The sequence below is a fragment of the Streptomyces sp. NPDC001393 genome (assembly GCF_053597455.1).
On the sequence record NZ_JBSFIH010000014.1, the window covers coordinates 40372 to 66351 of the forward strand.

Consider the following 25980-nt stretch of genomic DNA (forward strand, 5'->3'; position numbering starts at 1 on the left):
CGGCCCGCGGCCTACCCTGAGGGGGTCACCCAAGCAGCCCGGAGTCCGAGAAGCCGGAGAAGTCGCACACCATGAGTGCCCTGAGCGAAACGCCCTATCCCTACGACGCGCCCGTCTCCCAGGCGCTCTTCGACCGCGCCTCCGCCGTCACGCCCGGCGGTGTGAACTCCCCGGTGCGCGCCTTCCGTGCCGTCGGCGGCACGCCCCGTTTCATGGTGTCCGGCCGCGGCCCCTATCTGACGGACGCCGATGGGCGGGAGTACGTCGACCTCGTCTGCTCCTGGGGGCCCATGATCCTCGGGCACGCGCACCCCGAGGTCATCGCCGCCGTCCAGGAGGCCGTCGCCCGCGGTACGTCCTTCGGCACGCCCGGTGAGGGCGAGGTCGCGCTCGCCGAGGAGATCGTCGCCCGGGTCGAGCCCGTGGAGCAGGTCCGGCTCGTCAGCAGCGGGACCGAGGCGACCATGTCCGCCATCCGGCTCGCCCGTGGGTTCACCGGGCGGTCGAAGGTGATCAAGTTCGCCGGGTGCTATCACGGGCACGTGGATGCGCTGCTCGCCGCGGCCGGCAGCGGCGTCGCCACGTTCGCGCTGCCCGACACCCCCGGTGTCACCGGTGCGCAGGCCGGCGACACGATCGTGCTGCCGTACAACGATCTCGAAGCCGTGCAGGAGGCCTTCCACCGGTACCCCGGCGAGATCGCCTGTGTGATCACCGAGGCCTCGCCCGGCAACATGGGCGTCGTGCCGCCGGACCCCGGGTTCAACCAGGGGCTGCGGGACGCCTGCCACAAGAACGGCGCCCTCTACATCTCCGACGAGGTGATGACCGGGTTCCGCACCAGCCGCGCCGGGTGGTACGGCGTGGACGGGGTCAGGCCCGATCTCATGACCTTCGGGAAGGTCATGGGGGGCGGGTTCCCCGCCGCCGCCTTCGGCGGGCGGGCCGACGTCATGGCCCACCTCGCGCCCGCGGGCCCCGTGTACCAGGCCGGCACCCTCTCCGGTAACCCCGTCGCCACCGCCGCCGGGCTCGCCCAGCTGCGGCTGCTGGACGATGCCGCGTACGACACGGTCAACGCAGTGTCCGCGCAGATCCAGGGCCTGGTCAGTGAGGCGCTGAGCAAGGAGGGTGTCGCGCACCGGGTGCAGACCGCCTCCAACATGTTCTCGGTGTTCTTCACCGACCGGCAGGTGCGCACCTACGAGGACGCCAAGCGGCAGGAGGCGTTCCGCTTCACCGCGTTCTTCCACTCGCTGCTGGCGAACGGCGTCTACCTGCCGCCGTCGTCCTTCGAGTCCTGGTTCGTGTCCACGGCCCATGACGAGCGGGCCCTCCAGAAGATCGCCGACGCCCTTCCGGCGGCGGCCCGGGCGGCTGCGGAGGCCACCGCGTGAGCAACAGCATCAGCAGCAGCGCCGGCAGCAGGGACAAGGACGTCACCGTCGTCCATCTCATGCGGCACGGTGAGGTCGACAACCCGACCGGGATCCTCTACGGGCGGCTGCCCGGCTACCACCTGTCCGAGCTGGGCCGGCGGATGGCCGACCGGGTCGCCGAGCACCTCGCCCCGCGTGACGTGACGTACGTCTGCGCCTCGCCGCTGGAGCGGGCGCAGGAGACGGCCGGCCCGATCGCCAAGGCGCACGGTCTCGACCTGGACACCGACGAGCGGCTGATCGAGGCCGACAACGTCTTCCAGGGCAAGACCTTCGGCGTCGGCGACGGCGCGCTGGCGCGGCCCGGGAACTGGAAGCACCTGGTCAATCCGTTCCGCCCGTCCTGGGGGGAGCCGTACGTCGACCAGGTCGTGCGGATGATGGGCGCGCTGAACGCGGCCAAGGACCAGGCGCGCGGGCACGAGGCGGTGCTGGTCAGCCATCAGCTGCCGATCTGGATCGTGCGGTCCTATGTCGAGCGGCGCCGGTTGTGGCACGATCCGCGCAAGCGGCAGTGCACGCTGGCCTCCCTGACGACGTTCACCTATCTCGGCGACAAGATCGTGTCGGTCGGTTACAGCGAGCCCGCCATCGATCTCGTCCCGGCCCATCTGCGGGCCGGTGCCAAGCCGCAGAAGGGCAAGGGCGCCGCCCAGGGGAAGGCCTTCGGGGCCTGAGGACGCCTGATTGCCTTTCTCTGACGGTCCGTTTGACGTTACTTAGGGTGCCTTTGCCGCAACTATTGCGAAAAACATAAGAATTATCGGAACCCCCCCGATCGTCGTGGCCTCTCAGTGGGTGACCACCAACAGGCGCGATGATCGGGGAAACTCCATGCGCACCGTCTCCCGGACCTTCTCCCGTCGGGGCATACTCGGCCTCGGCGCGGGTGCCGCGGCCGCCGCCACCCTCGCCGGATGCGGGAGCCACACGTCATCGGACGGCGCCGGGGCCTCGGACGGTTCCGGCGGCGGCAAGGGCGGCGACGCGAGCGGCGCGCCGCAGGGCCGGCTCATCGGCGACGGCTCCACGTCCTTCACCGGCAAGCAGCCGCACCAGCCGGACGCGCCGGAACCGCTGCAGCCCGGCCAGACCCCGCCGCAGTTCGTGGTCTTCTCCTGGGACGGCGCCGGCGAGGTCGGCAACGGGCTGTTCCCGCGCTTCCTGGACCTCGCCAAGGAACACGGCGCGAGCATGACCTTCTTCCTGTCGGGCCTGTACCTGCTGCCCGAGTCGAAGAAGCGCCTGTACGTGCCGCCGAACAACAAGATCGGCGCCTCCGACATCGGCTACCTCAACGACGAGCACATCAAGGCGACGCTCACCAACGTCCGCCGGGCCTGGCTCGAAGGCCACGAGATCGGCACCCACTTCAACGGCCACTTCTGTGGTGACGCCCACACCTCGGTCAAGTGGTGGACGCCCGAGCAGTGGCACAGCGAGATCAAGCAGGCCAAGTCCTTCGTCAAGAACTGGAAGACCAACACCGGCCTCACCGACATGCCGGCCCTGCCGTTCGACTACGACAAGGAACTCGTCGGCGGCCGTACGCCCTGTCTGCTCAACCAGGAGAACCTGCTGCCCACCGCCCGCGAACTGGGCTGGCGTTACGACGCCTCCTCGCCCGGCGGTCTGCAGATGTGGCCGGTGAAGAAGCACGGCCTGTGGGACTTCCCACTGCAGGAGATCCCCTTCCCCGGCCGGAAGTTCCAGGTCCTCTCGATGGACTACAACATGATGTTCAACCAGTCGCAGAACTCGACCAAGGCGCCGGCCTACAACTACCCGGCCTGGCGCGAGCAGGCGGCCGGGGCGTACATCGCCGGCTTCAGGCGGGCATACTTCTCGAACCGGGCGCCGTTCTTCATCGGCAACCACTTCGAGCACTGGAACGGCGGCATCTACATGGACGCCGTCGAGCAGGCCTTCAAGCACATCGCGCAGGCGAAGGAGAAGGGTGCCGACGTCCGGCTGGTCTCCTTCCGGCAGTTCTGCGACTGGATCGACGTGCAGAAGCCCGAGGTTCTCGCCAAGCTGCGCACACTCGCGCCGGGGCAGGCGCCGGCCGGCGGCTGGAAGACCTTCCTCGCCTAGCGGCGCGCCTGCCCCCTGTCGGAAATGTCCCGTGTAAATACGCCCTGAAATGCGGTTTTCCGCCCGGCAGGGGGGTGCCACAGAGCGCCGGAGGGGACATGCGAAACTTTTCACATGAGTACCCGTAGCCGCGCCGTCCTGCTCAGCGCCGTGGCCGCCGCCCTGGCCCTGACCCTGTCCGCGTGCGGCAAGGGCGGCACCTCCGGCGGCGGTGGCAACACCAACTTCGTCACCGGCAACAACGGCATCGACACCGTGCCGTCGGGCAAGCGCGCCGCGGCCCCGGACCTGTCCGGCAGGACCATCGACGGCAAAACCCTGGACGTCGCCGACTACAAGGGCCAGGTCGTCGTCATCAACGTCTGGGGCTCGTGGTGCAGCCCGTGCCGGGAAGAGGCGCAGTACTTCGCCAAGGTCTCGAGGCAGTACGAGGGCAAGGGCGTGCAGTTCGTCGGGATCAACACCCGCGACACCAGCACCACGCCCGCGGTGAACTTCGAGAAGGAGCACGGGATCTCCTACCCCAGCCTGTACGACCCGACCGGCAGGCTGATGCTCCGCTTCGAGAAGGGCACCCTCAACCCGCAGCTGATCCCCTCCACGCTCGTCATCGACAAGCACGGCAAGGTCGCCGCACGGGCCCTGGAGGCGCTCGACGACACGACCCTGCTGAAGATGCTCAAGCCGGTCATGGCGGAGAAGTGACGTGAGCGCGGTCGTGACACTGGCCCTGACGGGCCAGAACGAGACGGTGCGCAGCGGCGCCCTGCTGATCGCGCTGCCGGTCGCGCTGCTCGGCGGGCTCGTCTCCTTCTTCTCGCCCTGCGTGCTGCCGCTGGTCCCCGGCTACCTCTCCTATGTCACCGGGGTCGCCGGCACCGATCTGGCCGAGGCCAGGCGCGGGCGGATGGCCACCGGCGCCTTCCTGTTCGTCCTCGGCTTCACCGCCGTGTTCGTCTCCGGCGGTGCGCTGTTCGGCTTCTTCGGCTCCACACTCCAGGAGTACAAGGACACCCTGTCCAAGGTGCTCGGCGTCCTCATGATCCTGCTGGGCGTCTTCTTCATGGGGCTGATGCCCTGGCTGACCCAGCGTGAGTTCCGCTTCCACAAGCGGCCGAGCGCGGGCCTGGTCGGCGCGCCCCTCCTCGGCGCCCTGTTCGGAGTCGGCTGGACCCCCTGCATCGGTCCGACCCTCGCCTCCGTCATCGCCCTGTCCTCCCAGCAGGCGAGCGCCGGCCGGGGCGCGATACTGACCGTGGCCTACTGCCTCGGCCTCGGCGTCCCCTTCGTGCTCACCGCGGTCGCCTTCCGCAAGGCCCTCGGCGCGTTCGGCTGGGTCAAACGCCACTATGTCTGGGTGATGCGCGTCGGCGGCACGATGATGATCGTGACCGGTGTGCTGCTGCTGACCGGCGCCTGGGACAGTCTGGTGCAGCAGATGCAGACCTGGTCCGACGGCTTCACTGTGGGGATCTGATCGATGAGCACAACCGAAACCGACAAGAGCCGGGACCAGACGGGCGGGGACCAGGAGGACCTCGGCGCGGCCGGCTCCCAGCTGTCCACCGCCCCGGCGGAGGAGTTCTCCGCCCCGCCCGGCCTCGGCGTCATCGGCTGGGCCCGCTGGTTCTGGCGGCAGCTGACCTCGATGCGGGTCGCGCTGCTGCTGCTCCTGCTGCTCTCGCTCGGCGCGATCCCCGGCTCGCTCATCCCGCAGACCGGCGCCGACCTCAACAAGGTCGACGACTTCCGCAAGGCCCACAAGACGCTCGCGCCGATCTACGACAAGCTCGGCCTGTTCCACGTCTACAGCTCGGTGTGGTTCTCCGCGATCTACATCCTGCTGTTCGTCTCCCTCATCGGCTGCATCGTCCCGCGCACCTGGCAGTTCGTCGGCCAGCTGCGCGGCCGCCCGCCGGGCGCCCCCAAGCGGCTGACCCGGCTGCCCGCGTACACGACGTGGCGTACGACCGCCGAGCCCGAGCAGGTCCGCGAGGCCGCGCTCGCCCTGCTGAAGAAGCGCCGCTTCCGCGCCCATGTCGCCGGTGACGCCGTCGCCGCCGAGAAGGGCTATCTGCGCGAACTGGGCAACCTGGTCTTCCACATCGCCCTGATCGTGCTGCTGATCGCCTTCGCCTCCGGCCAGCTGTACAAGTCGGACGGCACCAAGCTGGTGGTCGAGGGCGACGGCTTCTCCAACGCGCTGTCGCAGTACGACGACTTCAAGTCCGGCAGCCTGTTCCAGAACGACGACCTGGTGCCGTTCAGCTTCGACCTGAAGAAGTTCACCGGCACCTACGAGGTCACCGGCCCCAACAGGGGCACGCCGCGCACCTACGAAGCGAAGATCGACTACACCGAGGGTGCGTTCGGCACGCAGAAGTCGACCACCATCAAGGTCAACCAGCCGTTGCACATCGGCGACGCCAAGGTCTACCTCGTCAGCCACGGCTACGCGCCGGTCATCACGGTCCGCGACGGCAAGGGCAACGTCGTCTACCACGACGCCGTACCGCTGCTGCCGCTCGACGGAAACGTCACCTCCAACGGCGTGATCAAGGTGATGGACGGCTACCGGAACGCCCAGGGCCAGAACGAACAGCTCGGCTTCCAGGCCTTCTTCGTGCCGACCTTCGACCCCAAGAGCGGCACGATGCTCTCCCAGTTCCCCGCGCTGGTGAACCCGCTGCTCGCGCTGAACGCCTACCACGGCGACCTCGGCGTCGACTCGGGCATTCCGCAGAGCGTGTACCAGCTGGACAAGACGCACATGAAGGCGTTCAAGGACAGCAAGGGCCAGTTGCTGAAGAAGCTCCTGCAGCCGGGCGACACGCTCACGCTGCCGAACGGCGCCGGGTCCGTCACCTTCGACAAGGACATCAAGCAGTGGGCCGGCTTCGAGATCGTCCAGGAGCCCGGCAGCGGCTGGGCGCTCGGCGGTGCCCTCGCCGCGATCTTCGGCCTGGCCGCCTCCCTGTTCATCCAGCGCCGCCGGGTCTGGGTACGCGCGGTGCGCGGAGCCGACGGCGTGACGGTCGTCGAGATGGCCGGGCTCGGCCGCAGCGAGTCCGCCAAGGTGCCCGAGGAACTGGGCGACCTCGCCGGAATCCTCTACGACCAGGCGCCGGGGGCACCCGACCCCGACGACGACCCTTCAGAATCCCCCGACATCCCAGTCGTACCTGCCGAAGGGGCTGAGCAGTGACTCTCGCCGCCGCAACCGATCTGGCCGCCACGACCAACGAACACCTCGCGAGCATCAGCAACACGCTGATCTACTCGTCGATGGCCGTCTACACCCTGGCCTTCTTCGCGTACATCTTCGAATGGCTCCTCGGCAGCCGCAGCAAGGTGGCCCGTACAGCGGCAGCGCTGACGGCGGACACCTCCGCGAAGGCCGCTCCCGCCGTCACCGTGAAGCAGGCCGGGGGCACCGCCGTGCTGGAGCGGCCCAAGGTCGTCGTCCGCTCGGCCTCCGGCGCCCGCGACGTGCCGGACGGGCCCGGCGCGCACGGCGGGGACGCGCAGGGCGACCTCTACGGCCGGATCGCGATCTCGCTCACCGTGCTCGCCTTCCTGGTGGAGCTGGCCGGTGTCGTCGCCCGCGCGGCCTCCGTGCAGCGGGCGCCGTGGGGCAACATGTACGAGTTCAACATCACCTTCTCCACGGTGGCGGTCGGCGTGTACCTCACGCTGCTGGCGCTGAAGAAGAACGTGCGCTGGCTCGGCCTGTTCCTGATCACCACGGTCCTGCTGGACCTGGGCCTCGCGGTCACCGTCCTGTACACGGCGAGCGACCAGCTCGTGCCCGCGCTGCACTCGTACTGGCTGTACATCCACGTCTCCACCGCGATCTTCTGCGGCGCGGTGTTCTACGTCGGCGCGGTCGCCACGATCCTGTACCTGTTCAAGGACTCCTACGAGAACAAGCTGCAGACCGGCGGCAAGCCCGGCGCCTTCGCCACCTCGGTCCTGGAGCGGCTGCCCGCCTCGGCCTCGCTGGACAAGTTCGCCTACCGGGTCAACGCGGCGGTGTTCCCGCTGTGGACGTTCACGATCATCGCGGGCGCCATCTGGGCCGGCGACGCCTGGGGCCGCTACTGGAACTGGGACCCGAAGGAGACCTGGTCCTTCATCACCTGGGTCGCCTACGCCTGCTACCTGCACGCGCGCGCGACGGCCGGCTGGAAGGGCCGCAAGGCCGCCTACCTGGCGATGATCGCCTTCGGCTGCTGGCTGTTCAACTACTACGGCGTCAACATCTTCGTCAGCGGCAAGCACTCCTACGCGGGCGTGTGAGCCGAGGGGCGCCCACACTGGTGTCATGAGCGGTTCCATCGCACAGGGCACCAGTCAGACCCACGGGAACACGCACATACTCCACTTCCTGGTGCGGCTCCCGAGGCCCATGGAAGACGTCTGGCCGGCGGTGGCCACCCCCGAGGGACTCGGGGCGTGGTGCACCGCCGTCGACGTTCTGCAGCCCCGCCTCGACGGCGCGGTCGCCCTGCGTGACCTGGGCTCCGGCCGGGTCACCGCCTGGGACGTGGACCGGGTCGCGGAGTACACCGTCGGGGACGGCGGCCGGATCCGGTTCCATCTGGAACGCGGCGGGGAGAGCGGGAGCGTGCTGCGCTTCACCCACGAGTTCCGGGGCGAGGCGGCGTCGGAGTCCGACTGGCGCAACAGATTCGAACGCCTGATCGAGGCACTGGAGTCCCCGGGACCCTCCGAGCCCTCGGAGCCTGTCGATCCCGCCGAGGCCGCGGAGCCCGCCGAACCCGCGGAGCCTGCCGAGGCCGCGGAGCCCGCCGAACCCTCGGAGCCTGCCGAGGCCGCGGAGCCCGCCGAACCCTCGGAGCCTGCCGAGGCCGCGGAGCCCCTTCCCGGGCAGTTCACCTAGGGCCCCCTAGGGCCCGGGCGGCAGGCGCTCAGGACACCGCGGGCAGGCTGCCGTGGGCCACCGAGGCGATGTGGTCGCGCAGCCGCTCGACGTAGAGCCGCAGGTTCTTCGCCGCCACGTCCGTGTCCGGATACCGGCTCGCCAGCCACAGCCCCTCGTGCAGCCGGTTCACCCACACGCACACCTGGTCGCCGTACGACACCCGCAGCAGCGCGTGCGCCCGCTGCTCCGTCCAGCGCTCGGCGCCGACGACGGTCCGGGTGTCGACGTAGGAGACGATCGAGTACAGGTCCGGCGAGGTCGGCCGGAAGTCCGCGCCGAGCAGGCTCAGCACCCGGGCCAGCGGCATCCGGGCCAGCGAGCGGTTGGCCTGCAGCTCCGCGCGCACCGCCCGCAGGGTGCCCGGGAAGCCCGTCGTACGGTCCACCGGGACCTCGATCGGGGCGCCGCCCACGTACCAGCCCACCGAGTCGCTCCAGCGCGACTTCACCCGGGTGTGGAACGGCACCACCGTCCGGTACACCGGCTGCCCGCCCAGCTCGTGCAGGATCAGCCCGGTCGCGGCCAGCAGACCGACCAGGCTGCCGCCGTACGGCCTGCAGTACGCCTCGAACGCCGCCGCCTCGGCCGCGTCCGCCAGCGGCTCGCACAGCAACTGCTGCCGCGGCAGCGGGCCGCCCGGCTCCAGGCCGAGGTCGACCGGGAAGCCGGGCAGCACGCCGTCGCAGCGCCGGATGAACTCGCGCCAGCGGCCGACGATCGCGTGCCGGGCGTCGATGCCGTCCGCGTCGGCCCGTTCCAGCTCGCAGAAGTCGACGTAACTGGCCGCCGGGTCAAGGGAGTCGGGGCCGGCGTCGGCCAGGCCCGCCGTGTACAGCTCGTGCACCTCGGCGGCGATCCGGGTCAGGGAGTAGGCGTCGACGTTGCTGTGGTCGAAGGCCATGTACACGCTGGCGCCGTCGTCCCGTACGACCGCCGTGTAGATCAGGTTGGGCCAGCGCAGCGCGTCCGCGACGGTGTCGAAACGGTCCTGGAGGTGCCGGACCAGCTCCTCCGCGTCGGGGAAGTCGCCGGCCTCCGCCCGCTGCAGGGACACGTCGGCGGCATCCAGGGTGAACCGGCGCAGTTCGTCTCCCGCGGGGCCCACCCAGCGGAAGCCGCTGCGCAGCGTCTCGTGCCGTACCGTCCAGGCCCGCAGCGCCTCCTGGAGCGCATCGAGGTCGACCGGGCCCGGCAGGTCGAAGGCGGTGCCGAGCCAGGTCGGCACGAACAGCCCGTCCTCCCGCACGCACCGGGCGGTCCTGATGTGCGACTCCTGGATGTAGGCCGGGGGCCGGGAGTCCTCCGGGAGCGCCGTCGCCGCCGCCACCGTCGCCGGGCTCAGCGTCCACTCGACGAGCCGTCCCGGCCGGACCTCGCAGCGCTGGATGTCAGTGATTCGCACGCGTCTCCCATCGCAGAAAGGGGGCCCTGGTCGCGGGCCCCCTTCAAGGGCCAATGCCATGGGACGCGGACGGGACATGCCCGTCGGGTTCGTTTCAGCGGAACGGGTGGCGGCTCGAACACGGGATTGACGGGGGCGGTCCGGTTCAGCCGACGGTGATCGAGTCCAGCTTCTCGCGCAGGTACACATGCGAGTCGACCGGCGGGTACGCCACCCGGCCCACCGGCGCCGGCACGGACTCCACGCGGGTGCCCGGGGTGCACTCGCCGAAGTACACGAGCGACATCAGCTCCTCGGCGGGCGCGTCGACGGGCGGCGGCAGCACCCGGTGCCGTCCGGACCGCCACCGGTCACCGGTCCAACGGGCCAGCAGATCACCGATGTTGATGGTGAACGCGGCCGGGTCGTACGGCGCGTCCTGCCAGCCGCCGGCGTCGGTGTGCACCTGCAGCCCGCCCTTCCCGGCCTGCCGGTCGAGGACGGTCACGGTGCCGAAGTCGGTGTGCGGCCCGATCCGGAACTGCCCGGGCAGCGGCGCGCCGACGACGTCCGTCCCCGGATACCAGTTGATGTTGAAGCCGTACGTCGGGTGCTCCATGTGCCGGGAGAAGAAGTCGCGTTCGAGCCCCAGCGCGTAGCCGAGCAGCGACAGCAGCTCCTTCTCCAGTACGGCCATGCGTGCGAGGTACGTCCTGCACAGCGTCCGGAGCTGCGGCACCTCGGCCGGCCAGACGTTGGGCGCGTACCACTCGGCGTTGACGACCGGGTCCTCGAACGGCTCGTCCGTCGCGAAAGTCAGCGACTCCTTCAGGTCCGGCGGTGTCTCGGTGCCCTCCGCATACCCGTTGGCCTCGGCGCCGGGCCCGAGCCAGCCCCGGCCGCCGACCTTCGCCTCGTACCGCCGCTTGACCTCGGCGGGCAGCAGGAAGAACTCCCGCGCCGCCCGCCGGATCCCCGCCCGCAGCCCCGGGCCCACCCCGTGCCCGGTGACCAGCAGGAACCCGGCGGTCTGCAGCGCCTGGTCGACGGTACGGGCGAGGGCGGCGCGGGCCTCCTCGCCACCGGCGAGCCAGGGCCGCAGGTCGATGGTGGGAATTCGGTCCATGGCTCCACTGTGCTGTGCGGGGGGGCACGGGGCAACGGCGCCCCGAGGGGGCGGCGCTCACCCCTGCGCCGCCACCGCCCGCCAGATCCGCTCCGGCAGGAGCACCGCCGCCTGGTCGAGGTCCACGTCGTCCACGCCGGACAGCCAGCGGCGGGCGACCGCGGTGACCGGCCCCAGGATCAGCGACTCCAGCAGGGGCGCCGGAAGGGGGGCGAGGTCACCGGCGGCCACATACCGCGCCGCCCACTGAGCCAGCGGGGACAGGCGGGCCTCCTGGGTGTCCCGGAGGCGCTTGCCGTCGGCCATGCCCTGCCGGTCGGCGTAGGAGGAGTGCAGGAGCAGCGCGGCGTCCCGGTGCTCCTGGACGAAGTTCAGGTAGGCCCGGACCAGGGCACGGATACCGGTGTGGGCGGTACGGGTGTGCTCCAGCGCCGCGAGCAGCTCGCCGAGCAGCCGGCCGAGCCATCGCGTGAGCAGGGCGTTCATCAGGCCGTCGATACTGCCGAAGTGGTGGTAGAGGCTGCCGAGGCTGACCCCGCTCGCCCTGGTGACCGCCGCGACCGTCACTCCCTGCTCACCCGACTCGGCGTAGACCCGCAGTGCGGCGTCCAGGAGCTGTTCGACGGTGGCCTCGCCACGCTGCTGCTTGGGGCTCATTCTGAAGTACTTTTCTAGAAAGATATTTTAGTTCTGGGGGCTGTTGGCCCACACTGGTTGCCTCATCCTCACATCCAGGAGCGGCTGGTGTCGTCACCCGAGAACCAGGACATCCCCGAGATCCCCGTCTCCCTCACCCCCCAGCAGGCCGCCTCCGGCACGGTCCTCAGACTGCCGCCGGGCGCGGGCGTGCGCGTACCGCCCGTCCGCATACCGCCGGTCCGCGACGGGGACGTCGTACGGCTGCACACCGCCGACGGGCAGGAGGTGCGCCTGCGGATCCGCGTCACGGCCTCGGCCTCGGCGGAGAAGAAGGCGGAGAAGAAGCAGGGCCTCGCCTGCCTGGGCGTCCTCGGTGTCATCGCGGCCGTCGTGTTACTCCTGGTGCTGACCAACCACGGCGGCGGCAGCAGCGGTTCGTCCGACGACGCGGCGGGGTCGTCGTACTCGCCGTCCGCTCCGTCGTACCCGACCGCGACCGACGAGCCGTACACCGGCGATCCGTACAGCAGTACTCCGGACACCGGCGAGCCGTACAGCAGCGATCCGTACGGCACCGGCGACCCGTACAACGACTCCCCGAGCCCGGACCCGAGCCCCTACACATCGGGCACCTGCCTCAACGGCACCCTGCCGGACTCCACCACCGCGCAGTCCGTCAGCGGTGTGGAGGAGGTCTCCTGCTCCGCGTCCGACGCGCACTACAAGGTGATCGAGACGATTCCGCTGACCTCGGACATGAGCCGCTGCAACGACAACTCCCGTACCCAGTACGCCTTCTCCTCGCGCTACACGATCAACGGGGCGACCGTGAACGAGTATGTGTACTGCCTGGTGGGCCTCGGGTCCTACGCACGCTGAAACAGGGGGGAGAGAGTTGAACGGGGAACACTGCGGAGTCGAGCCGCTTCAGGCCGGTGATCCGCGGAGGATCGGGCCGATTCCGCTCGTCGGCCGGCTCGGGGCCGGCGGCATGGGGCGGGTCTACCTCGGTGTGTACGAGGGACGCTACGCCGCCGTCAAGCAGGTCCTGCCGTCGGTCGCCGGCGAGGACAAGGACTTCGTCCGCCGCTTCGGGCACGAGCTGGACAACCTCCGCCGGCTGCCGGCCGGGGCCACCGCGCCGCTGCTCGCCGGGGACCGGGACGCGCGGCCACCGTGGTTCGCCACCGCGTACGTCCCCGGGCTGACCCTGCGCGAGGCCGTCGAGGCGCACGGCGGGCCACTGCCGGCCGACTCGGTGTGGCTGCTGCTGAGGGAGGCGGCGGCGGGGCTGGCCGCGGTGCACGGGCTGGACATGGTGCACCGGGACATCAAGCCGTCCAACGTCATGCTGACCCTCGACGGGGTCACCCTCATCGACTTCGGCGTCGCCCGGGCCGCCGAGCAGAGCCAGCTGACCCGGACCGGCATGGTGGTCGGCACCCCGGCCTACATGTCTCCCGAACAGGCCTCCGGCGCACGGCGGCTGACCGGTGCGGTGGACGTCTTCGCCCTCGGGTCCGTGGTGGCGTACGCGGGGTGCGGGCGGCCGCCGTTCGGCGACGAGTCCGGGCACGCGGTGCTGTACCGGATCGTGCACGAGCAGCCGGACCTGGATGAACTGCGCGCCGTGGACGCGCAGTTGGCGTCCGTCATCGCCTCCTGCCTCGACAAGGATCCCGAGGGCCGCCCCACCGCCGACGAGCTGCTCGCGCTGACCGCGGCCCACCTGCCGTCCGGCACCCCCCTGTGGCCCACCGACCTCACCGAACTCCTCTCCACCCGCGCCGAGTTCGCGGCGCGCGTGCCGGAGGTGAACGGGGATGGGGACGCGGACGGGGACGCGGACGCTGACCGGGGAGTGGACGGGCCGAAGCCCGAGGGCGCCGGGCCGGGGGCCGAGACCGGCAGGCCCGCAGCCCAGGGCGGTGGGCCGGAGGCTGAGGTCGTTGTGCGGCCCGCGGGGGCCGCCGGACGTCGGTCGCAGCGGGAGTGGCGGCGGCGGCGCGTGCTCGTGGCCGTCGTGCCGATCGTGGTCGGGGCCGGGGTCGCGACCCTCGCCTTCCAGCTGGCTCCGTATGCCACCGACACCCACCGGGACGGCGCTGTCGGCACACCCAGCACTTCCGTCTCCGCGTCGGCCGACCCGGCGCCCGGCGCCTCCTCCGGGAGCCCGTCCGGGACGCCGACGCCGGGCAAGGGCTCCGCCTCACCGGCGGGTGAGAAGCGGCAGCGCGGGAAGGGGGGCACGGAGGGCGGTCGGCAGGACGGCTCCGGCGGCGGAACCGGTACCGATACCGCCAACGGTACCGGCAGTGGTGGGAGCAGCTCGGGCGGTGGAGCCGGCACCACCGGGGGTTCCGGTTCCACCGGGGGCGCCTCCGGAGGGTCCGGCTCCACCAGTACCGGTGGCTCGACCGGAGGGGGCGCCGGTTCCGGTACCTTCCGGCTGAGGAACGGCGAGAACGGCAAGTGCCTGATCCAGGTCTACGGCTCCACGGGCCTCGGCGCCTGCTCGGAGGCGTCGGCCCACTGGACCTTCCGCAGCGCCGCCGGCGGCACCGTCAAGGTCGTCAACGCCTCGAGCGGCGCCTGCCTGAGCGCCAACGGCAACGGCCAGGCCGTCTTCGTCGGCGACTGCTCGCAGGGCGGCAGCAACCTCCGCTGGACGACCGGCTCCGGCGACTCCCTGCGCACGGTCTACGACGGCGGCTGCCTCGACCTCGCCTTCGGAGGCGGCGTGGCCGAGGCGACCTGCCAGTCCGGGACCTCCTCCCAGAGCTGGGCCCGAACATGAAGGGACACAGGAGGCCGCTGCCGTCGTAGCTAGCCGGTGATCATGCCCACCACCGCCCGTACCGCCTCCGCCACCGGCTGCCCGACGGCCCCCACGGTCGCGGCGATCCCGGCGATCGCCATCAGCGCCCGGTGCCGCTCCTGCGCCGGCACCGCGGCGTCGGGGCTGAGGGCGGGCAGGGACTCGTCCAGGAGCTGGGCGCTGGGCGTCGGCACCTGCGCGCGCAACTCCGCGACGAGCCGGTGCAGTTCGGCGAGGGCGGCGACCAGCGCGGGGTCCTGCTGCCCGGCTCCGGCGCCCGCCTGGTTCTTGACGATGCCCTGGTTCCCCTGGCCGCCGTACATGTTCACGTTGTCGCCGTAGTAGTAGTTGCTGCCGCTCATGCGCCGATCCCCACGTTTCCGCTGCCGCCGTACATGTTGACGTTGTCGCCGAAGTAGTAGTTCTTCGGCGAGATGGTGAGGCTCTCCACCGTGACCCTGAACTCCGCGTCCGGGTGGTCGATGGCGTACGAGATCTGGCCGACGACCTGGTCCAGGTACTGCGGGTCCTGGCTGGTGACCAGCGCGGTCGACGCGCCCGAGGTCTCGACCGCCATGACGTGCAGCGGCGCGGAGGTCAGCACCCCGATCATCTCGATCAGGAAGTAGACCTCGGCGAGGGCGGCGACGATCCAGACGAACACGACATAGCCGGCGGCTCCGGAATTGCCGTTGGGGCCCCCTCCCGTGTTGATGGCGGCCAGCAGCCCCGGCAGCATCACGATGAACCCGACGATCAGCGTCCCGGCGGTGTACCGCAGGAACCGCAGCACCGCCTCCTTGCGCTTGGGGCGCATGACGAAGGTGTAGACGCGGGCGATGTTGTGCAGCGGGTACACCGCCGCCCCGATCCACAGGATCCGTTTGCTGACCCGGAGGTCGACTCTGGACGGCGTCGGATGCGTCGGCGGCGCCGGGACGTCCGGCATGGGCGGAGCGGCGTGCGGTGCGGCGGCGGGCGGTGCCGCGGGCGTGGCCGCCGGTGGCGGCGAGGCGGGTGCGGCCGTGGGCGGAACCGGTGCCGTGGACGGACCCTGGTCCGGGCGCTCGGGTGGTGACTGGCCGTTCTGCATCTGCTTCTGTCCCCCAGAGGTCAGCGATACCTCACATCTCAGTGACGACCATTAACCACACGCCCGGCGCGGGATGGCAAGTCGTCAGGGACGCTGAAGTTCCGTTCGGACGGCCACAGTTGATGGACGCTCAGTCGGTCACCCGCAGCAGCAGCTTCCCCGTGCTCGCCCGTCCGCCCATCAGCCGGTGCGCCTCCGCCGCCTGAGCGAGCGGGAACTCGGCCGTCACCGGCAGGTTCACCGTGCCGTCGGCCGCCTTCGCCAGCGCCCGCTCCGACAGCCGGCGCAGGGCGTCCGGCGCGGTCCCGGCCAGGCTCAGGACGGAGAAGCCGGAGACCGAGACGCCGAGCGGGTACAGCTCGCTCTGGCCCACGCTCCACGGCTCGGCGCCGCTCGCGTTGCCGAAGGAGACCAGGCGTCCGAAGGGGGCCAGGGAGGCCAGCCCGGCGCGCAGGGTGTCGCCGCCGACGGGGTCGAGCGCCAGGTCGACGCCGCGCCCGCCGGTCGCCACGCGCACCGGTTCCTGGAAGGTGCCGACGAACACCTCGTCGTAGCCGTGGTCCTTGGCGTGGGCGGCCTTCGCGGCCGAGGACACCACGCCGTACACCGCCCCGGCGCCCGCGGCCCGCGCGAGCTGCCCGACCGCCGTGCCGACCCCGCCGGCCGCGCCCTGGACGAGCACCGACTCGCCGGGCTGGAGCCGGCCGACGGTGTGGACGAGGGCGTACGCGGTGGTGAGGACCGTCGGGAGGGTGGCGGCGGTGCGCAGGTCCAGGCCGGCCGGGACCGGGAAGACGGTGGCCGCCTCGGCCACCGCCACCTCCGCGTATCCGCCGCCTGCGGTGTGCGCGACCACCTCCTGGCCGACGGCCAGGTCCGTGACGCCGGCGCCGAGCGCGCGGACCCGGCCGGAGACCTCCAGGCCGGGGACGTACGGCAGCGCGGGCACCCGGTAGCCCTCCGCGCGGGCCTTGAGGTCGGCGAAGTTCACGCCGGTGTAGGCCACGTCGATGCTCACCTGCCCGGGCCCGGGCTCCGGCACCTCGGCCGTCACCAGTCGCAGCACCTCGGGACCGCCGTACTCCTGGAACTCCACCGCGCGCATGCCACACCCCTGGCTCTACTCGACCGTCCGACCGACTGTTCAATCAAAAGCGAACACTCGCGAGTGTATGGTTTTCATCGAACACTCGGCAAGCGGAAACGGAAACGGAAGCGAAAGGGGGAGCGTGGCGTGACCAACGGCAGTCACCGGGCCGCCCCGGAGCACACCCACCCCGACGACGTGCCCGTCCTCGCGGCCCTCGCCGCCCTCGCCGACCCCGTGCGCCTCGCCCTGGTCAGGGAGCTGGCCGGCTCCGCCGACTGGACCCGCAGCTGCGGCAGCTTCGACGTGCCGGTCGGCAAGGCCGCCCTCAGCCACCACCTCGCGGTGCTGCGCGCGGCCGGGCTGGTGGAGCAGCGGGACGAGGGCCCCCGACGGGTCAACCGGCTGCGCCGGGCGGAGTTCGAGGCCCGCTTCCCGGGCCTGCTCGGCCTCGTCCTGCGCACCGACGACGGTCCCCGGAGTGCGGCAGCAAGTTCCTGACGGCAAGATCCTGACGGTTCTTCACATTTCCTTCGTCCCGGGTGGGTTGGGCGTTCCACCTGGCATCGTCCGGGCGGCGCACGATCCTGTCCCCGCGGACGCAGGAGACACGGGTGACCAGGGCGAGTTCGTCATGGTCACCGGCCGGTTCCAGGCCGAGGACCCGTAGGGCGAGACCCTGGTGATGCGGGCGCCCTACGGAGCCGGCGAGGAGTCCGCGCATCTGCGGGTCGTCCTGCGCCCCGCCGGGCTGCGCCCCCCGGGCCGGCAGCTGCCCGAGGGCCAGTTCCAGGCCCACTGCCAGGGCAAGGTGACGACCTGGCGCCCCGACACCCGCGAGGTGGTGCTCCAGTACCCGGTGGCCGTCTTCCAGTGAACTGGGGGTATCGGCACCGCCGATGCCCCCATCGGCAGGACGCCCCACCAGCGCGTGGACCGGCACCGGCGGCCGCTCGTAGCGTCACCGGCATGACCTCAGAGACCAGGGGCACCGCCCAGCTGACCACCGCCATGATGCTCTCCGGCACCCTCGGCGTCTTCGTCGTGGAGTCGGGCGCCTCACCCTTCGATGTCGTCTTCTTCCGCGTCCTGTTCGGCGCCCTCGCCCTCGGCGGCTATGTCCTCGCCCGCGGCTGGCTGCGCGAGCACGGCTTCACCCGCCGGACCTTCGGGCTCGCCGTCCTGGGCGGGCTGTTCATCGTCCTCAACTGGGTGCTGCTGTTCTCGTCGTACCGGAACACGTCCATCTCGGTCGCCACGGTCGTCTACCACACCCAGCCCTTCTACGTGGTCCTCCTCGGCGCCCTGCTGTTCCGCGAACGGCTCACCGCCGCGAAGGTCGGCTGGATCGCGGTCGCCTTCGCCGGGCTGGTCCTGGTCTCGGGCGTCACACCCGGCGACTTCACGAGCGGCGGCTCGTACCTGACCGGCATCGGCCAGGCCCTCCTCGCCGCCCTGCTCTACGGCCTGTCCACCCTGGTCACCAAGCGGATCACCGGTGTCCGCCCGCACCTGATCGCCCTCGTCCAGGTCCTCGTCGGCATCCCGCTCCTGCTGCCCTTCGCGGACTTCGGCGCGATGAGCGGCACCGGCTGGCGGTGGGGCTGGCTGGTCGGGCTCGGCATGATCCACACCGGGGTGATGTACGTCCTCATGTACGCCGCCTACGCCAAGCTGCCGACCGCGAAGATCGCCGTACTGGCCTTCGTCTACCCGGCCGTGGCGATGCTGATGGACTGGCTGGTCTACGGCCACCACATCGGGCTCGTCCAGGCACTGGGCGTCCCGCTGATCGTGACGGCGAGCCTGAAGGTCACGCTTGCTCGGCCACGAGTCTCCGCGCCTGCTCCACGAACAGCCGCGCATGCGGGGCAAGCCGCTTCCCGGCCCGCCACGCCAACTGCGTGCGAAGCGTGAACGGCGGCTCCCAGTCCAGCCGTACGAGAGTCCCCTCCGCGAGTTCGGCGGCGACCGTCACCTCGGGCAGCAGCGCGATCCCGAGGCCGGCCGCCGCCGCGCGCTTGGTGGCCTCGATCGTGCCGAACTCCATGAACTCCACCTCGCCGAAGGACCTGAGCTCCCGCTCGAACAGGTCCCGGTAGGCGCAGCCGGGCTCGGTGGCCAGCAGGGGGTGGGCCATGAGGTCGGCGGTGGCGACGGCTGCTTCGGCGAGGGGGTGTCCGGGCGCCGCGACCAGGGCGAGCGGCTCGACCGCCAGCACAGCGCTCTCCAGCCCCGGGTGCTCGGTCTCCTCCTCCATCAGGAACCCGACGTCGTACGTGCCCTGACGCAGCGCCTGCCGGGTCTCGTCGCCGATGGTGGTGCGCAGCGCGAGCCGCACCCTGGGGTGACGGTGGTGGAAGTACTCCAGCAGCGGCGGCAGCCGATAGGAGGTGAGCGACTCCATGGTCCCGACGGTGAGGGTGCCGGAGGGCTCCTCCGGCTCGACCACGGCCGCCCGGGCCTCCTCCGTCAGCTCGATGATCTGCCGGGCGTACGGCAGCAGCCGCTCACCGGCCTGAGTGAGCCGGATCCGGCTGCCGAGCCGGTCGAACAGCTCGATGCCGAGGGAGGACTCCAGGGTGCGGATCTGACCGGTCACGCTGGACTGGGCGTACGACAGCTCGGCCGCGGCCCGGGTGAAGCTCAGTACCGTGGCGACCTTCTCGAAGGTGACGAGCAGGCGGAGCTCCATCAGCCCTGCTCGGGGTCGTCCCGGTTCAGGGACTTGAGGAACTCGGGGTTGTCGTCGGGGGCGACCCACTGCCCGGCCGCGGCGCCGCCCGCCGGGGCCGACTGCCGTGCCCTGCCGGTGATCAGCCAGGCGATCGGACCCACCAGCACCTCGCCGAAGAGCAGGATGACGATCACCCACGCCACCTTCGGCAGATGCCGCACCTCTTCCTCCGGGGTGTTCAGACAGTCCACGAAGGCATAGATCCACAGGGCCAGGACCAGCAGGAACGGCAGATACCTGAGCATGGTGTGCGATCCCCCGACGAAGTGAGACGGCCCCGGTGAGAGGGCCAGGGTAACGGGTGGCAGATACTGGGACACATGGCTTACGACGATCTTCGCTCCCTGTTGCGGGCGCTGGAGCGCGAGGGCGACCTCAAGCGCATCAAGGCCGAGGTCGACCCGTATCTGGAAGTCGGGGAGATCGTCGACCGGGTGCAGAAGGCCGGCGGCCCCGCCCTGCTCTTCGAGAACGTGAAGGGCTCGGCGATGCCGCTGGCCATGAACGTCTTCGGCACCGACCGCCGCCTGCTGAAGGCGCTGGGCCTGAAGTCGTACGGCGAGATCTCCGAGAAGATCGGCGGCCTGCTGCGGCCCGAGCTGCCGCACGGCTTCGTCGGCGTACGGGAGGCCTTCGGCAAGCTCGGCGCGATGACGCACGTGCCGCCGAAGAAGATCAAGGAGGCCCCCGTGCAGGAGGTCGTCCTGCGCGGCGACGAGGTGGACCTGGACCGGCTCCCGGCGCTGTTCACCTGGCCCAAGGACGGCGGCTCCTTCTTCAACCTGGGGCTGACGCACACCAAGGACCCGGAGACGGGCATCCGCAACCTCGGGCTCTACCGCCTCCAGCGCCACGACCGGCGCACCATCGGCATGCACTGGCAGATCCACAAGGACAGCCGCAACCACTACCAGGTGGCGGCGAGGAGGGGTGAGCGGCTGCCCGTCGCGATCGCCTTCGGCTGTCCGCCCGCCGTCACCTACGCCTCCACCGCCCCGCTCCCCGGCGACATCGACGAGTACCTGTTCGCCGGGTTCATCGCGGGCAGGCGGATCGAGATGGTCGACTGCAAGACCGTCCCGCTCCAGGTACCGGCGAACGCCGAGGTGGTCCTGGAGGGCTGGCTGGAGCCGGGCGAGATGCTGCCCGAGGGCCCCTTCGGCGACCACACCGGCTTCTACACCCCGCAGGAGCCGTTCCCCGCGCTGAAGATCGACTGCGTGACCATGCGGAAGCGCCCGCTGCTCCAGTCGATCGTGGTCGGCCGGCCGCCGACGGAGGACGGGCCCCTTGGCCGCGCGACGGAGCGTTTCTTCCTCCCGTTGCTGAAGATCATCGTCCCGGACATCGTGGACTACCACCTGCCCGAGGCGGGCGGCTTCCACAACTGCGCGATCGTCTCGATCGACAAGAAGTACCCCAAGCACGCGCAGAAGGTGATGCACGCGATCTGGGGGGCGCACATGATGTCCCTGACCAAGCTGATCGTGGTCGTGGACGCCGACTGTGACGTGCACGATCTGCACGAGGTCGCCTGGCGGGCCCTCGGCAACACCGACTACGCCCGTGACCTCACGGTCGTCGAAGGCCCCGTCGACCACCTCGACCACGCCTCCTACCAGCAGTTCTGGGGCGGCAAGGCAGGGATCGACGCCACGAAGAAGTGGCCGGAGGAGGGCTACACCCGCGACGGGGGCTGGCCGGACATGGTCCTGTCGGACCCGGATACGGCGGCCCTGGTGGACCGCCGCTGGAAGGAGTACGGCCTGTGAGCAGCGCTTCCGCCGCGATTCCGCAGCCGGGACGCACCAAGGCGTTCCTGCGCCTGGTGATGATCGAGCACTCGGTCTTCGCGCTCCCCTTCGCCTACATCGCCTCCCTCACGGCGATGTACGAGTGGGACAAGAACATCCACTGGGGCCGGCTGCTGCTGGTCACCATCTGCATGGTCGGCCTGCGCACCTTCGCGATGGCGGTCAACCGGATCATCGACCGCGAGATCGACGCCCGGAACCCGCGGACGGCCCACCGCGAGCTGGTGACCGGCGCGATGACCGTCCGGCACGCCTGGACCGGCGCCCTGATCGCCCTGGTGGTCTTCCTGGGCGCGGCGGCCCTGCTCAACCCGCTGTGCCTGGCCCTGGCGCCGGTGGCGGTGATCCCGATGGTGGTCTACCCCTACGGCAAGCGGTTCACGAACTTCCCGCAGGCGATCCTGGGGCTCGCCCAGTCCATGGGCCCGATCGGCGGCTGGCTCGCCATCTCCGGCACCTGGAACTGGGAGGCGGTGATCCTCGGCCTCGCCGTCGGCATCTGGATCGGCGGCTTCGACCTGATCTACGCCTGCCAGGACGTGGAGACCGACCGCGAGATCGGCGTCATGTCGGTCCCGGCCCGCTTCGGCATTCCGGCCGCGATCTGGGGCGCGCGGGCCTGCCACACGATCACGACGGCCCTGTTCGTCTGGTACGGCGTCGTCACCGGCGCGGGTGCGTTCTTCTGGCTCGGCCTGCTGATCGTCGCGGGCGCGTTCCTCTACGAGCACTCGATCGTCCGCCCGCACGACCTGTCCCGCCTCAACCGGGCGTTCTTCAGCGTCAACGGCTTCATCGGCATTGCCCTGTTCGTGTGCGCGCTGCTGGATCTCCTGGTTCGAGGTATGACCGTCTGAGTACGGTGCCGCCTACCATCGAGGGCAGGACCCCAGGGAGGCCACCGTGACCGTCTCGGACCTTGACCGCCTGCACTCGCAGCTAAGCCGGTTCGAGGACATGTTCCCCGGCTATCGGATGGAGATTGTCGAGGGCAACATCATGATGGGTCCGGTCAAGCCCCACCACGCGCAGACGATCCGCCTGGTCTGGAATGCGCTCGAGCCCCAGGTGGACGTGGAGTGGGGCTTCGCCAGTGATGTGGCCTTCCCCTTTGATGAGGACAACGAGTTCTGCCCTGATCTGGCGGTCATCCCGGCCTCGGAAGTGGAGAAGAACGAGGGCGCGTACTCTCCCGATCTCATCGAGCTGGTCGTCGAAGTCGTCTCGCAGGGCAGCATCCGCCGCGACTACGAGGTCAAGCCCCGTTGGTACGCCTCTCGGGGCATCGCCAACTACCTCATCTTCGACCCGCTCAAGGGCCACGTCGTGACCATGTGGAACCCCGGCCCTGACGGCTACCTGGGCCAGGACACCATCGCGTACGGCCCCGAGCTGACCGTCGACGCCTCCCTCGGCAAGCTGACCATCCCCACGGCCGCCCTCCCCGTCGACCCCAAGGCGCCCCACCGGGCCTGAGCCCTGGCCGACCCACCGGTACGCTCAAGGTGTGAACGCAGGAGAAACGCAGCGCGTGCCTTGGATCGTGGGGGTGTCCGGTGCCTCCGGGACGCCGTATGCGGCAGCCGTGCTGCGGGCGCTGCTCGGCGCGGGGGAGGCGGTCGACCTGGTGGTCAGCCGGGCCTCGCGGCTGACGCTGCTGGACGAGACGGGCATCTCGTTCCGCGACGCCCACTGGCAGGACGACCTGCGGGAATGGCTGGCCCGGGGGGCCGACGGCAAGCCCGGGACGTTCGACGTGGACGTCAGCGGGGTGCGGTACTGGAGTGCGGGCGACCTCGCGGCCGGGCCGTCCTCGGGGTCGTACCCGGTGAAGGGGATGCTCGTCGTGCCCGCCTCGACGGCCTGCGTCGCGGGCGTCGCGCTGGGCCTGTCCAAGGATCTGCTGCAGCGGGCGGCGAGCGTCACCCTCAAGGAGCGCCGCCCCCTGGTCGTGGCCGTCCGCGAGACCCCGCTCAGCGGCCAGACCCTGAGGCATCTCGTGGCGCTGGACGACGCCGGTGCGAGCGTCGTACCGGCCTCGCCCGCCTTCTACGCGGGCGCCACCCACATCCAGGACCTGGTGGACTTCGTCGCCGGGCGGGTGCTGGACGCGGCGGGCGTCGGGCACGGCCTGTACCGGCGCTGGAAGGGCGAACTGGGCGGCGGCACGAACCAGTAGCGCACCTTGCGGTGCGCCGCAGCAGTACGGCTCATCACTTCAGGAACTCTTCAGACCTCTTCAGACCTCTTCAGCGGAAGGCTTCGATCGCATGGACGCGGTGGACAGGCAGCTCATCCAGGCCCTGAGGGAGAACGGCCGGGCCTCGTACGCGGAGCTGGGGCGCCTCGTCGGCCTGTCGGGCCCCAGCGTCACCGACCGCATCAACCGTCTTGAGGCGGCCGGTGTCATCACCGGCTACCGGGCCACGGTGAACGCGGCCTCCCTCGGCCTCGGCGTCACCGCCCTGATCGGCATCTCGCTCTCCGACGCCGCCGACCACGAGGACGTGGCCCAGCGCCTCAGGGACCTGCCGGAGATCGAGGACTGCTGGTTCATCGCCGGCGACGACTCCTACATGCTCAAGGTGCGGGCCACGGACGTGGACGGCCTGGAGCGGATCATCCGGCGGCTCAGCGGGACCAAGGGCGTCTCCCGCACCCGTACCACGATCGTGCTCTCCACGAAGTGGGAGAACCGGGTCGGGGAGCTGCCCGAAGAGGTCTAGGGATACGGTTGGCCGTGCTGTCGTAGAAAGGTGTTGGCATGGACGTCGGGCTCAAGCGCGAGCTGGAGGAGAAGGTCCGCTCCGGTGAGCGGCTGACCCGCGAGGACGGCATCGCGCTGTACGAGTCGGACGACCTGGCGTGGCTCGGCGGCCTCGCGCACGAGGTGCGCACCCGCAAGAACGGTGACGTGGTCCACTTCAACGTCAACCGGCACCTGAACATGACCAACGTGTGCACGGCCTCCTGCGCCTACTGCTCCTTCCAGCGCAAGCCGGGGGAGAAGGACGCGTACACGATGCGCATCGAGGAGGCCGTCAAGCTCGCCAAGGCGATGGAGTCGGAGAACCTCACCGAACTGCACATCGTCAACGGCCTGCACCCGAACCTGCCGTGGCGCTACTACCCGCGCTCGCTCAGGGAACTGAAGGCCGCGCTGCCGAACGTGTCGTTGAAGGCCTTCACGGCGACTGAGATCCACCACTTCGAGACGATCTCGGGTCTGTCGGCCTCCGAGATCCTCGACGAGCTGATCGACGCGGGGCTGGAGTCGCTGACCGGCGGTGGCGCCGAGATCTTCGACTGGGAGGTCCGGCAGCACATCGTGGACCACAAGACCCACTGGGAGGACTGGTCCCGCATCCACCGCCTGGCGCACGAGAAGGGTCTGAAGACCCCGTGCACCATGCTCTACGGCCACATCGAGGAGCCCCGCCACCGCGTGGACCACGTTCTGCGCCTGCGGGAACTCCAGGACGAGACGAACGGCTTCCAGGTCTTCATCCCCCTGCGCTACCAGCACGACTTCGTGGACATGAAGGACGGCAAGGTACGCAACACCCTCCAGGCCCGCACCCAGATGGCGACCGGCGCCGAGGCCCTGAAGACCTTCGCGGTCTCCCGTCTCCTCTTCGACAACGTCCCGCACGTGAAGGTCTTCTGGGTGATGCACGGCGTGCAGACCGCCCAGCTGGCCCTCCAGCACGGCGCGGACGACATGGACGGCTCGGTCGTGGAGTACAAGATCACTCATGACGCGGACAACTACGGCACCCCGAACAAGCTGACCCGCGAGGACCTGCTGGACCTGATCCGCGACGCCGGCTTCCGCCCGGTGGAGCGCAACACCCGGTACGAGATCATCCGCGAGTACGACGGCCCCGACCCGGAGCGCAGGGAGTCGCCGCAGCCGATGCGGGTCTGAGATTCCTTGCCCACCCACCCGCCCGACTCGGTTGGCGAGATGGGTGACCGTTGGGGCCGACGCGAGTGTCCCGACGTAAGGGGCGCGGGGCTGTGTCAATGTGCGGCTCCGCCGCGTGGGCGCGACAAGCCACGGCGCAGCCGCAGCCGGGCGACGGCCGAAACCACCCCCTTCGTTCGCCGCGCCCTACACCGGGTACCCGGCGGACATGGCCGTCACAAACGCCCCCGAGGACGCCTACACGGCGGAGCCCTTCGTGCCGGAGGGTGCCAGTCTCACCGGCCTGCGCGAAGCCGCCGCCGGCTGCCGTGGTTGTCCGCTGCACGAGAACGCCACGCAGACGGTGTTCGGCGCCGGAAACCCGCACGCGCGCGTGATGCTCGTCGGCGAGCAGCCCGGCGACCAGGAGGACCGGCAGGGCAAGCCGTTCGTGGGCCCCGCCGGCAAGCTCCTCGACCGCGCCCTGGCGGAAGCCGGCCTGGACCCGGCGGACGCGTACGTCACCAACGCGGTCAAACACTTCAAGTTCACCCGGGCCGAGCCCCGTAAGCGCCGGATCCACAAGGCGCCGAGCCTCAGGGAGATGGCCGCCTGCGGACCCTGGCTCGCGGCGGAGCTGGCGCTGGTCGAGCCGGAGCTGATCGTGGTGCTGGGCGCGACGGCCGGGAAGGCGCTGCTGGGGTCGTCGTTCCGGGTGGGGGAGGTGCGCGGGACCGTCCTGGAGCGGGAGATCCACGGACGCCCCGAGCGGCTGGTGCCGACCGTGCACCCGTCCTCGGTGCTGCGGGCGCAGGACGAGGAGGACAGGAAGGCCGCGTACCAAGGGCTCGTCGCTGATCTCAAAGTGGCTGCGCACGCCCTCGGGTAATAGCTAAACTG

The 25980-nt window shown here is 70.6% G+C and carries 28 protein-coding genes; 20 read left to right on the forward strand and 8 right to left on the reverse strand.

The genetic code is table 11. The features are described from left to right. Window positions 1-80 precede the first annotated feature (80 nt). The 8 genes from hemL (at window position 81) to ACWC2T_RS17735 (ending at window position 8436) form a co-directional block, all read left to right on the forward strand. Window positions 81-1397 (forward strand): glutamate-1-semialdehyde 2,1-aminomutase, encoded by a 1317-nt coding sequence (gene hemL / locus ACWC2T_RS17700; protein ID WP_450671352.1) that lies wholly within the window; start codon window positions 81-83, stop codon window positions 1395-1397. Between the two features lie 59 nt (window positions 1398-1456). Beyond that, window positions 1457-2116 carry a histidine phosphatase family protein gene (locus ACWC2T_RS17705; protein WP_450671353.1) on the forward strand — a complete coding sequence of 220 codons (660 nt, stop codon included), beginning with the start codon at window positions 1457-1459 and terminating at the stop codon, window positions 2114-2116. 157 nt (window positions 2117-2273) lie between these two features. Then, window positions 2274-3533, forward strand: a complete 1260-nt coding sequence (locus ACWC2T_RS17710) for a hypothetical protein (protein ID WP_450671249.1) — start codon at window positions 2274-2276, stop codon at window positions 3531-3533. Between the two features lie 114 nt (window positions 3534-3647). Then, on the forward strand, window positions 3648-4238 hold the full coding sequence (locus ACWC2T_RS17715) for a TlpA family protein disulfide reductase (protein ID WP_450671250.1): 591 nt from the start codon (window positions 3648-3650) through the stop codon (window positions 4236-4238). Between the two features lies 1 nt (window position 4239). Continuing rightward, window positions 4240-5010: a cytochrome c biogenesis CcdA family protein gene (locus tag ACWC2T_RS17720; RefSeq protein WP_450671251.1), complete on the forward strand. Its 771-nt coding sequence runs from the start codon at window positions 4240-4242 to the stop codon at window positions 5008-5010. 3 nt (window positions 5011-5013) lie between these two features. After that, window positions 5014-6738, forward strand: coding sequence for a cytochrome c biogenesis protein ResB (gene resB, locus ACWC2T_RS17725; RefSeq protein ID WP_450671252.1), 1725 nt, complete (start codon window positions 5014-5016; stop codon window positions 6736-6738). Next, window positions 6735-7832 carry a c-type cytochrome biogenesis protein CcsB gene (gene ccsB, locus ACWC2T_RS17730; protein WP_450671253.1) on the forward strand — a complete coding sequence of 366 codons (1098 nt, stop codon included), beginning with the start codon at window positions 6735-6737 and terminating at the stop codon, window positions 7830-7832. Before resB ends, ccsB begins: the two co-directional genes overlap by 4 nt. A 25-nt stretch (window positions 7833-7857) precedes the next feature. Then, window positions 7858-8436 (forward strand): hypothetical protein, encoded by a 579-nt coding sequence (locus tag ACWC2T_RS17735; RefSeq protein WP_450671254.1) that lies wholly within the window; start codon window positions 7858-7860, stop codon window positions 8434-8436. A gap of 28 nt (window positions 8437-8464) precedes the next feature. Here ACWC2T_RS17735 and ACWC2T_RS17740 read toward each other — a convergent pair whose 3' ends face one another. From ACWC2T_RS17740 to ACWC2T_RS17750, 3 genes are all read right to left on the reverse strand, one after another. Continuing rightward, on the reverse strand, window positions 8465-9880 hold the full coding sequence (locus tag ACWC2T_RS17740; protein ID WP_450671255.1) for a condensation domain-containing protein: 1416 nt from the start codon (window positions 9878-9880) through the stop codon (window positions 8465-8467). 145 nt (window positions 9881-10025) lie between these two features. After that, window positions 10026-10985 (reverse strand): isopenicillin N synthase family dioxygenase, encoded by a 960-nt coding sequence (locus ACWC2T_RS17745; protein ID WP_450671256.1) that lies wholly within the window; start codon window positions 10983-10985, stop codon window positions 10026-10028. A gap of 57 nt (window positions 10986-11042) precedes the next feature. Continuing rightward, window positions 11043-11642 (reverse strand): TetR/AcrR family transcriptional regulator, encoded by a 600-nt coding sequence (locus tag ACWC2T_RS17750; protein WP_450671257.1) that lies wholly within the window; start codon window positions 11640-11642, stop codon window positions 11043-11045. Between the two features lie 87 nt (window positions 11643-11729). Here ACWC2T_RS17750 and ACWC2T_RS17755 point away from each other — a divergent pair, with 87 nt between their 5' ends. After that, window positions 11730-12503, forward strand: coding sequence for an LppU/SCO3897 family protein (locus tag ACWC2T_RS17755; protein ID WP_450671258.1), 774 nt, complete (start codon window positions 11730-11732; stop codon window positions 12501-12503). Continuing rightward, entirely contained in the window at window positions 12463-14421 is a 1959-nt protein-coding gene (locus ACWC2T_RS17760; protein WP_450671259.1) for a serine/threonine-protein kinase, read from the forward strand. The genes ACWC2T_RS17755 and ACWC2T_RS17760 overlap by 41 nt, the downstream gene beginning before the upstream one ends. 29 nt (window positions 14422-14450) lie before the next feature. Here ACWC2T_RS17760 and ACWC2T_RS17765 read toward each other — a convergent pair whose 3' ends face one another. The 3 genes from ACWC2T_RS17765 to ACWC2T_RS17775 all read right to left on the reverse strand — a co-directional run bounded on the left by ACWC2T_RS17765 (window position 14451) and on the right by ACWC2T_RS17775 (window position 16640). Then, window positions 14451-14804, reverse strand: a complete 354-nt coding sequence (locus tag ACWC2T_RS17765) for a hypothetical protein (protein WP_450671260.1) — start codon at window positions 14802-14804, stop codon at window positions 14451-14453. After that, complete coding sequence (locus tag ACWC2T_RS17770) at window positions 14801-15535, reverse strand: DUF6232 family protein (protein ID WP_450671261.1); 735 nt, start codon at window positions 15533-15535, stop codon at window positions 14801-14803. The genes ACWC2T_RS17765 and ACWC2T_RS17770 overlap by 4 nt, the downstream gene beginning before the upstream one ends. A gap of 130 nt (window positions 15536-15665) precedes the next feature. After that, window positions 15666-16640 (reverse strand): quinone oxidoreductase family protein, encoded by a 975-nt coding sequence (locus tag ACWC2T_RS17775; RefSeq protein WP_450671262.1) that lies wholly within the window; start codon window positions 16638-16640, stop codon window positions 15666-15668. A 129-nt stretch (window positions 16641-16769) separates the two neighbouring features. On the opposite strand from ACWC2T_RS17775, the gene ACWC2T_RS17780 reads away from it, so the two are divergent. The 3 genes from ACWC2T_RS17780 (at window position 16770) to ACWC2T_RS17790 (ending at window position 18539) form a co-directional block, all read left to right on the forward strand. Continuing rightward, on the forward strand, window positions 16770-17123 hold the full coding sequence (locus tag ACWC2T_RS17780; protein WP_450671263.1) for an ArsR/SmtB family transcription factor: 354 nt from the start codon (window positions 16770-16772) through the stop codon (window positions 17121-17123). A gap of 184 nt (window positions 17124-17307) precedes the next feature. Next, window positions 17308-17499, forward strand: a complete 192-nt coding sequence (locus tag ACWC2T_RS17785; RefSeq protein WP_450671264.1) for a hypothetical protein — start codon at window positions 17308-17310, stop codon at window positions 17497-17499. Between the two features lie 92 nt (window positions 17500-17591). After that, a complete protein-coding gene (locus ACWC2T_RS17790) occupies window positions 17592-18539 on the forward strand; it encodes a DMT family transporter (RefSeq protein WP_450671265.1) in 948 nt (315 codons plus the stop codon). Here the strand turns inward: ACWC2T_RS17790 and ACWC2T_RS17795 are convergent. Next, a complete protein-coding gene (locus ACWC2T_RS17795) occupies window positions 18436-19317 on the reverse strand; it encodes a LysR family transcriptional regulator (protein WP_450671266.1) in 882 nt (293 codons plus the stop codon). The two genes, ACWC2T_RS17790 and ACWC2T_RS17795, sit on opposite strands and share 104 nt — an antisense overlap. Next, on the reverse strand, window positions 19317-19604 hold the full coding sequence (locus ACWC2T_RS17800) for a PLD nuclease N-terminal domain-containing protein (RefSeq protein ID WP_450671267.1): 288 nt from the start codon (window positions 19602-19604) through the stop codon (window positions 19317-19319). The genes ACWC2T_RS17795 and ACWC2T_RS17800 overlap by 1 nt, the downstream gene beginning before the upstream one ends. Before the next feature lie 75 nt (window positions 19605-19679). Between ACWC2T_RS17800 and ACWC2T_RS17805 the strand changes: the two genes are divergently transcribed. The 7 genes from ACWC2T_RS17805 (at window position 19680) to ACWC2T_RS17835 (ending at window position 25969) form a co-directional block, all read left to right on the forward strand. Next, window positions 19680-21131: a menaquinone biosynthesis decarboxylase gene (locus ACWC2T_RS17805; protein ID WP_450671268.1), complete on the forward strand. Its 1452-nt coding sequence runs from the start codon at window positions 19680-19682 to the stop codon at window positions 21129-21131. Continuing rightward, window positions 21128-22030 (forward strand): menaquinone biosynthesis prenyltransferase MqnP, encoded by a 903-nt coding sequence (mqnP, locus tag ACWC2T_RS17810; RefSeq protein WP_450671269.1) that lies wholly within the window; start codon window positions 21128-21130, stop codon window positions 22028-22030. The genes ACWC2T_RS17805 and mqnP overlap by 4 nt, the downstream gene beginning before the upstream one ends. A 46-nt stretch (window positions 22031-22076) precedes the next feature. After that, on the forward strand, window positions 22077-22649 hold the full coding sequence (locus ACWC2T_RS17815) for a Uma2 family endonuclease (protein ID WP_450671270.1): 573 nt from the start codon (window positions 22077-22079) through the stop codon (window positions 22647-22649). 55 nt (window positions 22650-22704) lie between these two features. Beyond that, the gene (locus ACWC2T_RS17820; RefSeq protein WP_450671354.1) at window positions 22705-23352 is read left to right on the forward strand and encodes a UbiX family flavin prenyltransferase; all 648 of its coding nucleotides are present in this window, start codon (window positions 22705-22707) and stop codon (window positions 23350-23352) included. A gap of 91 nt (window positions 23353-23443) precedes the next feature. Continuing rightward, complete coding sequence (locus ACWC2T_RS17825; RefSeq protein WP_059251851.1) at window positions 23444-23899, forward strand: Lrp/AsnC family transcriptional regulator; 456 nt, start codon at window positions 23444-23446, stop codon at window positions 23897-23899. Window positions 23900-23937: 38 nt separating this feature from the next. Beyond that, the gene (gene mqnE / locus ACWC2T_RS17830; RefSeq protein WP_450671271.1) at window positions 23938-25101 is read left to right on the forward strand and encodes an aminofutalosine synthase MqnE; all 1164 of its coding nucleotides are present in this window, start codon (window positions 23938-23940) and stop codon (window positions 25099-25101) included. A 208-nt stretch (window positions 25102-25309) separates the two neighbouring features. Further along, the gene (locus tag ACWC2T_RS17835) at window positions 25310-25969 is read left to right on the forward strand and encodes a UdgX family uracil-DNA binding protein (protein ID WP_450671272.1); all 660 of its coding nucleotides are present in this window, start codon (window positions 25310-25312) and stop codon (window positions 25967-25969) included. The last annotated feature ends 11 nt before the right edge of the window (window positions 25970-25980 follow it).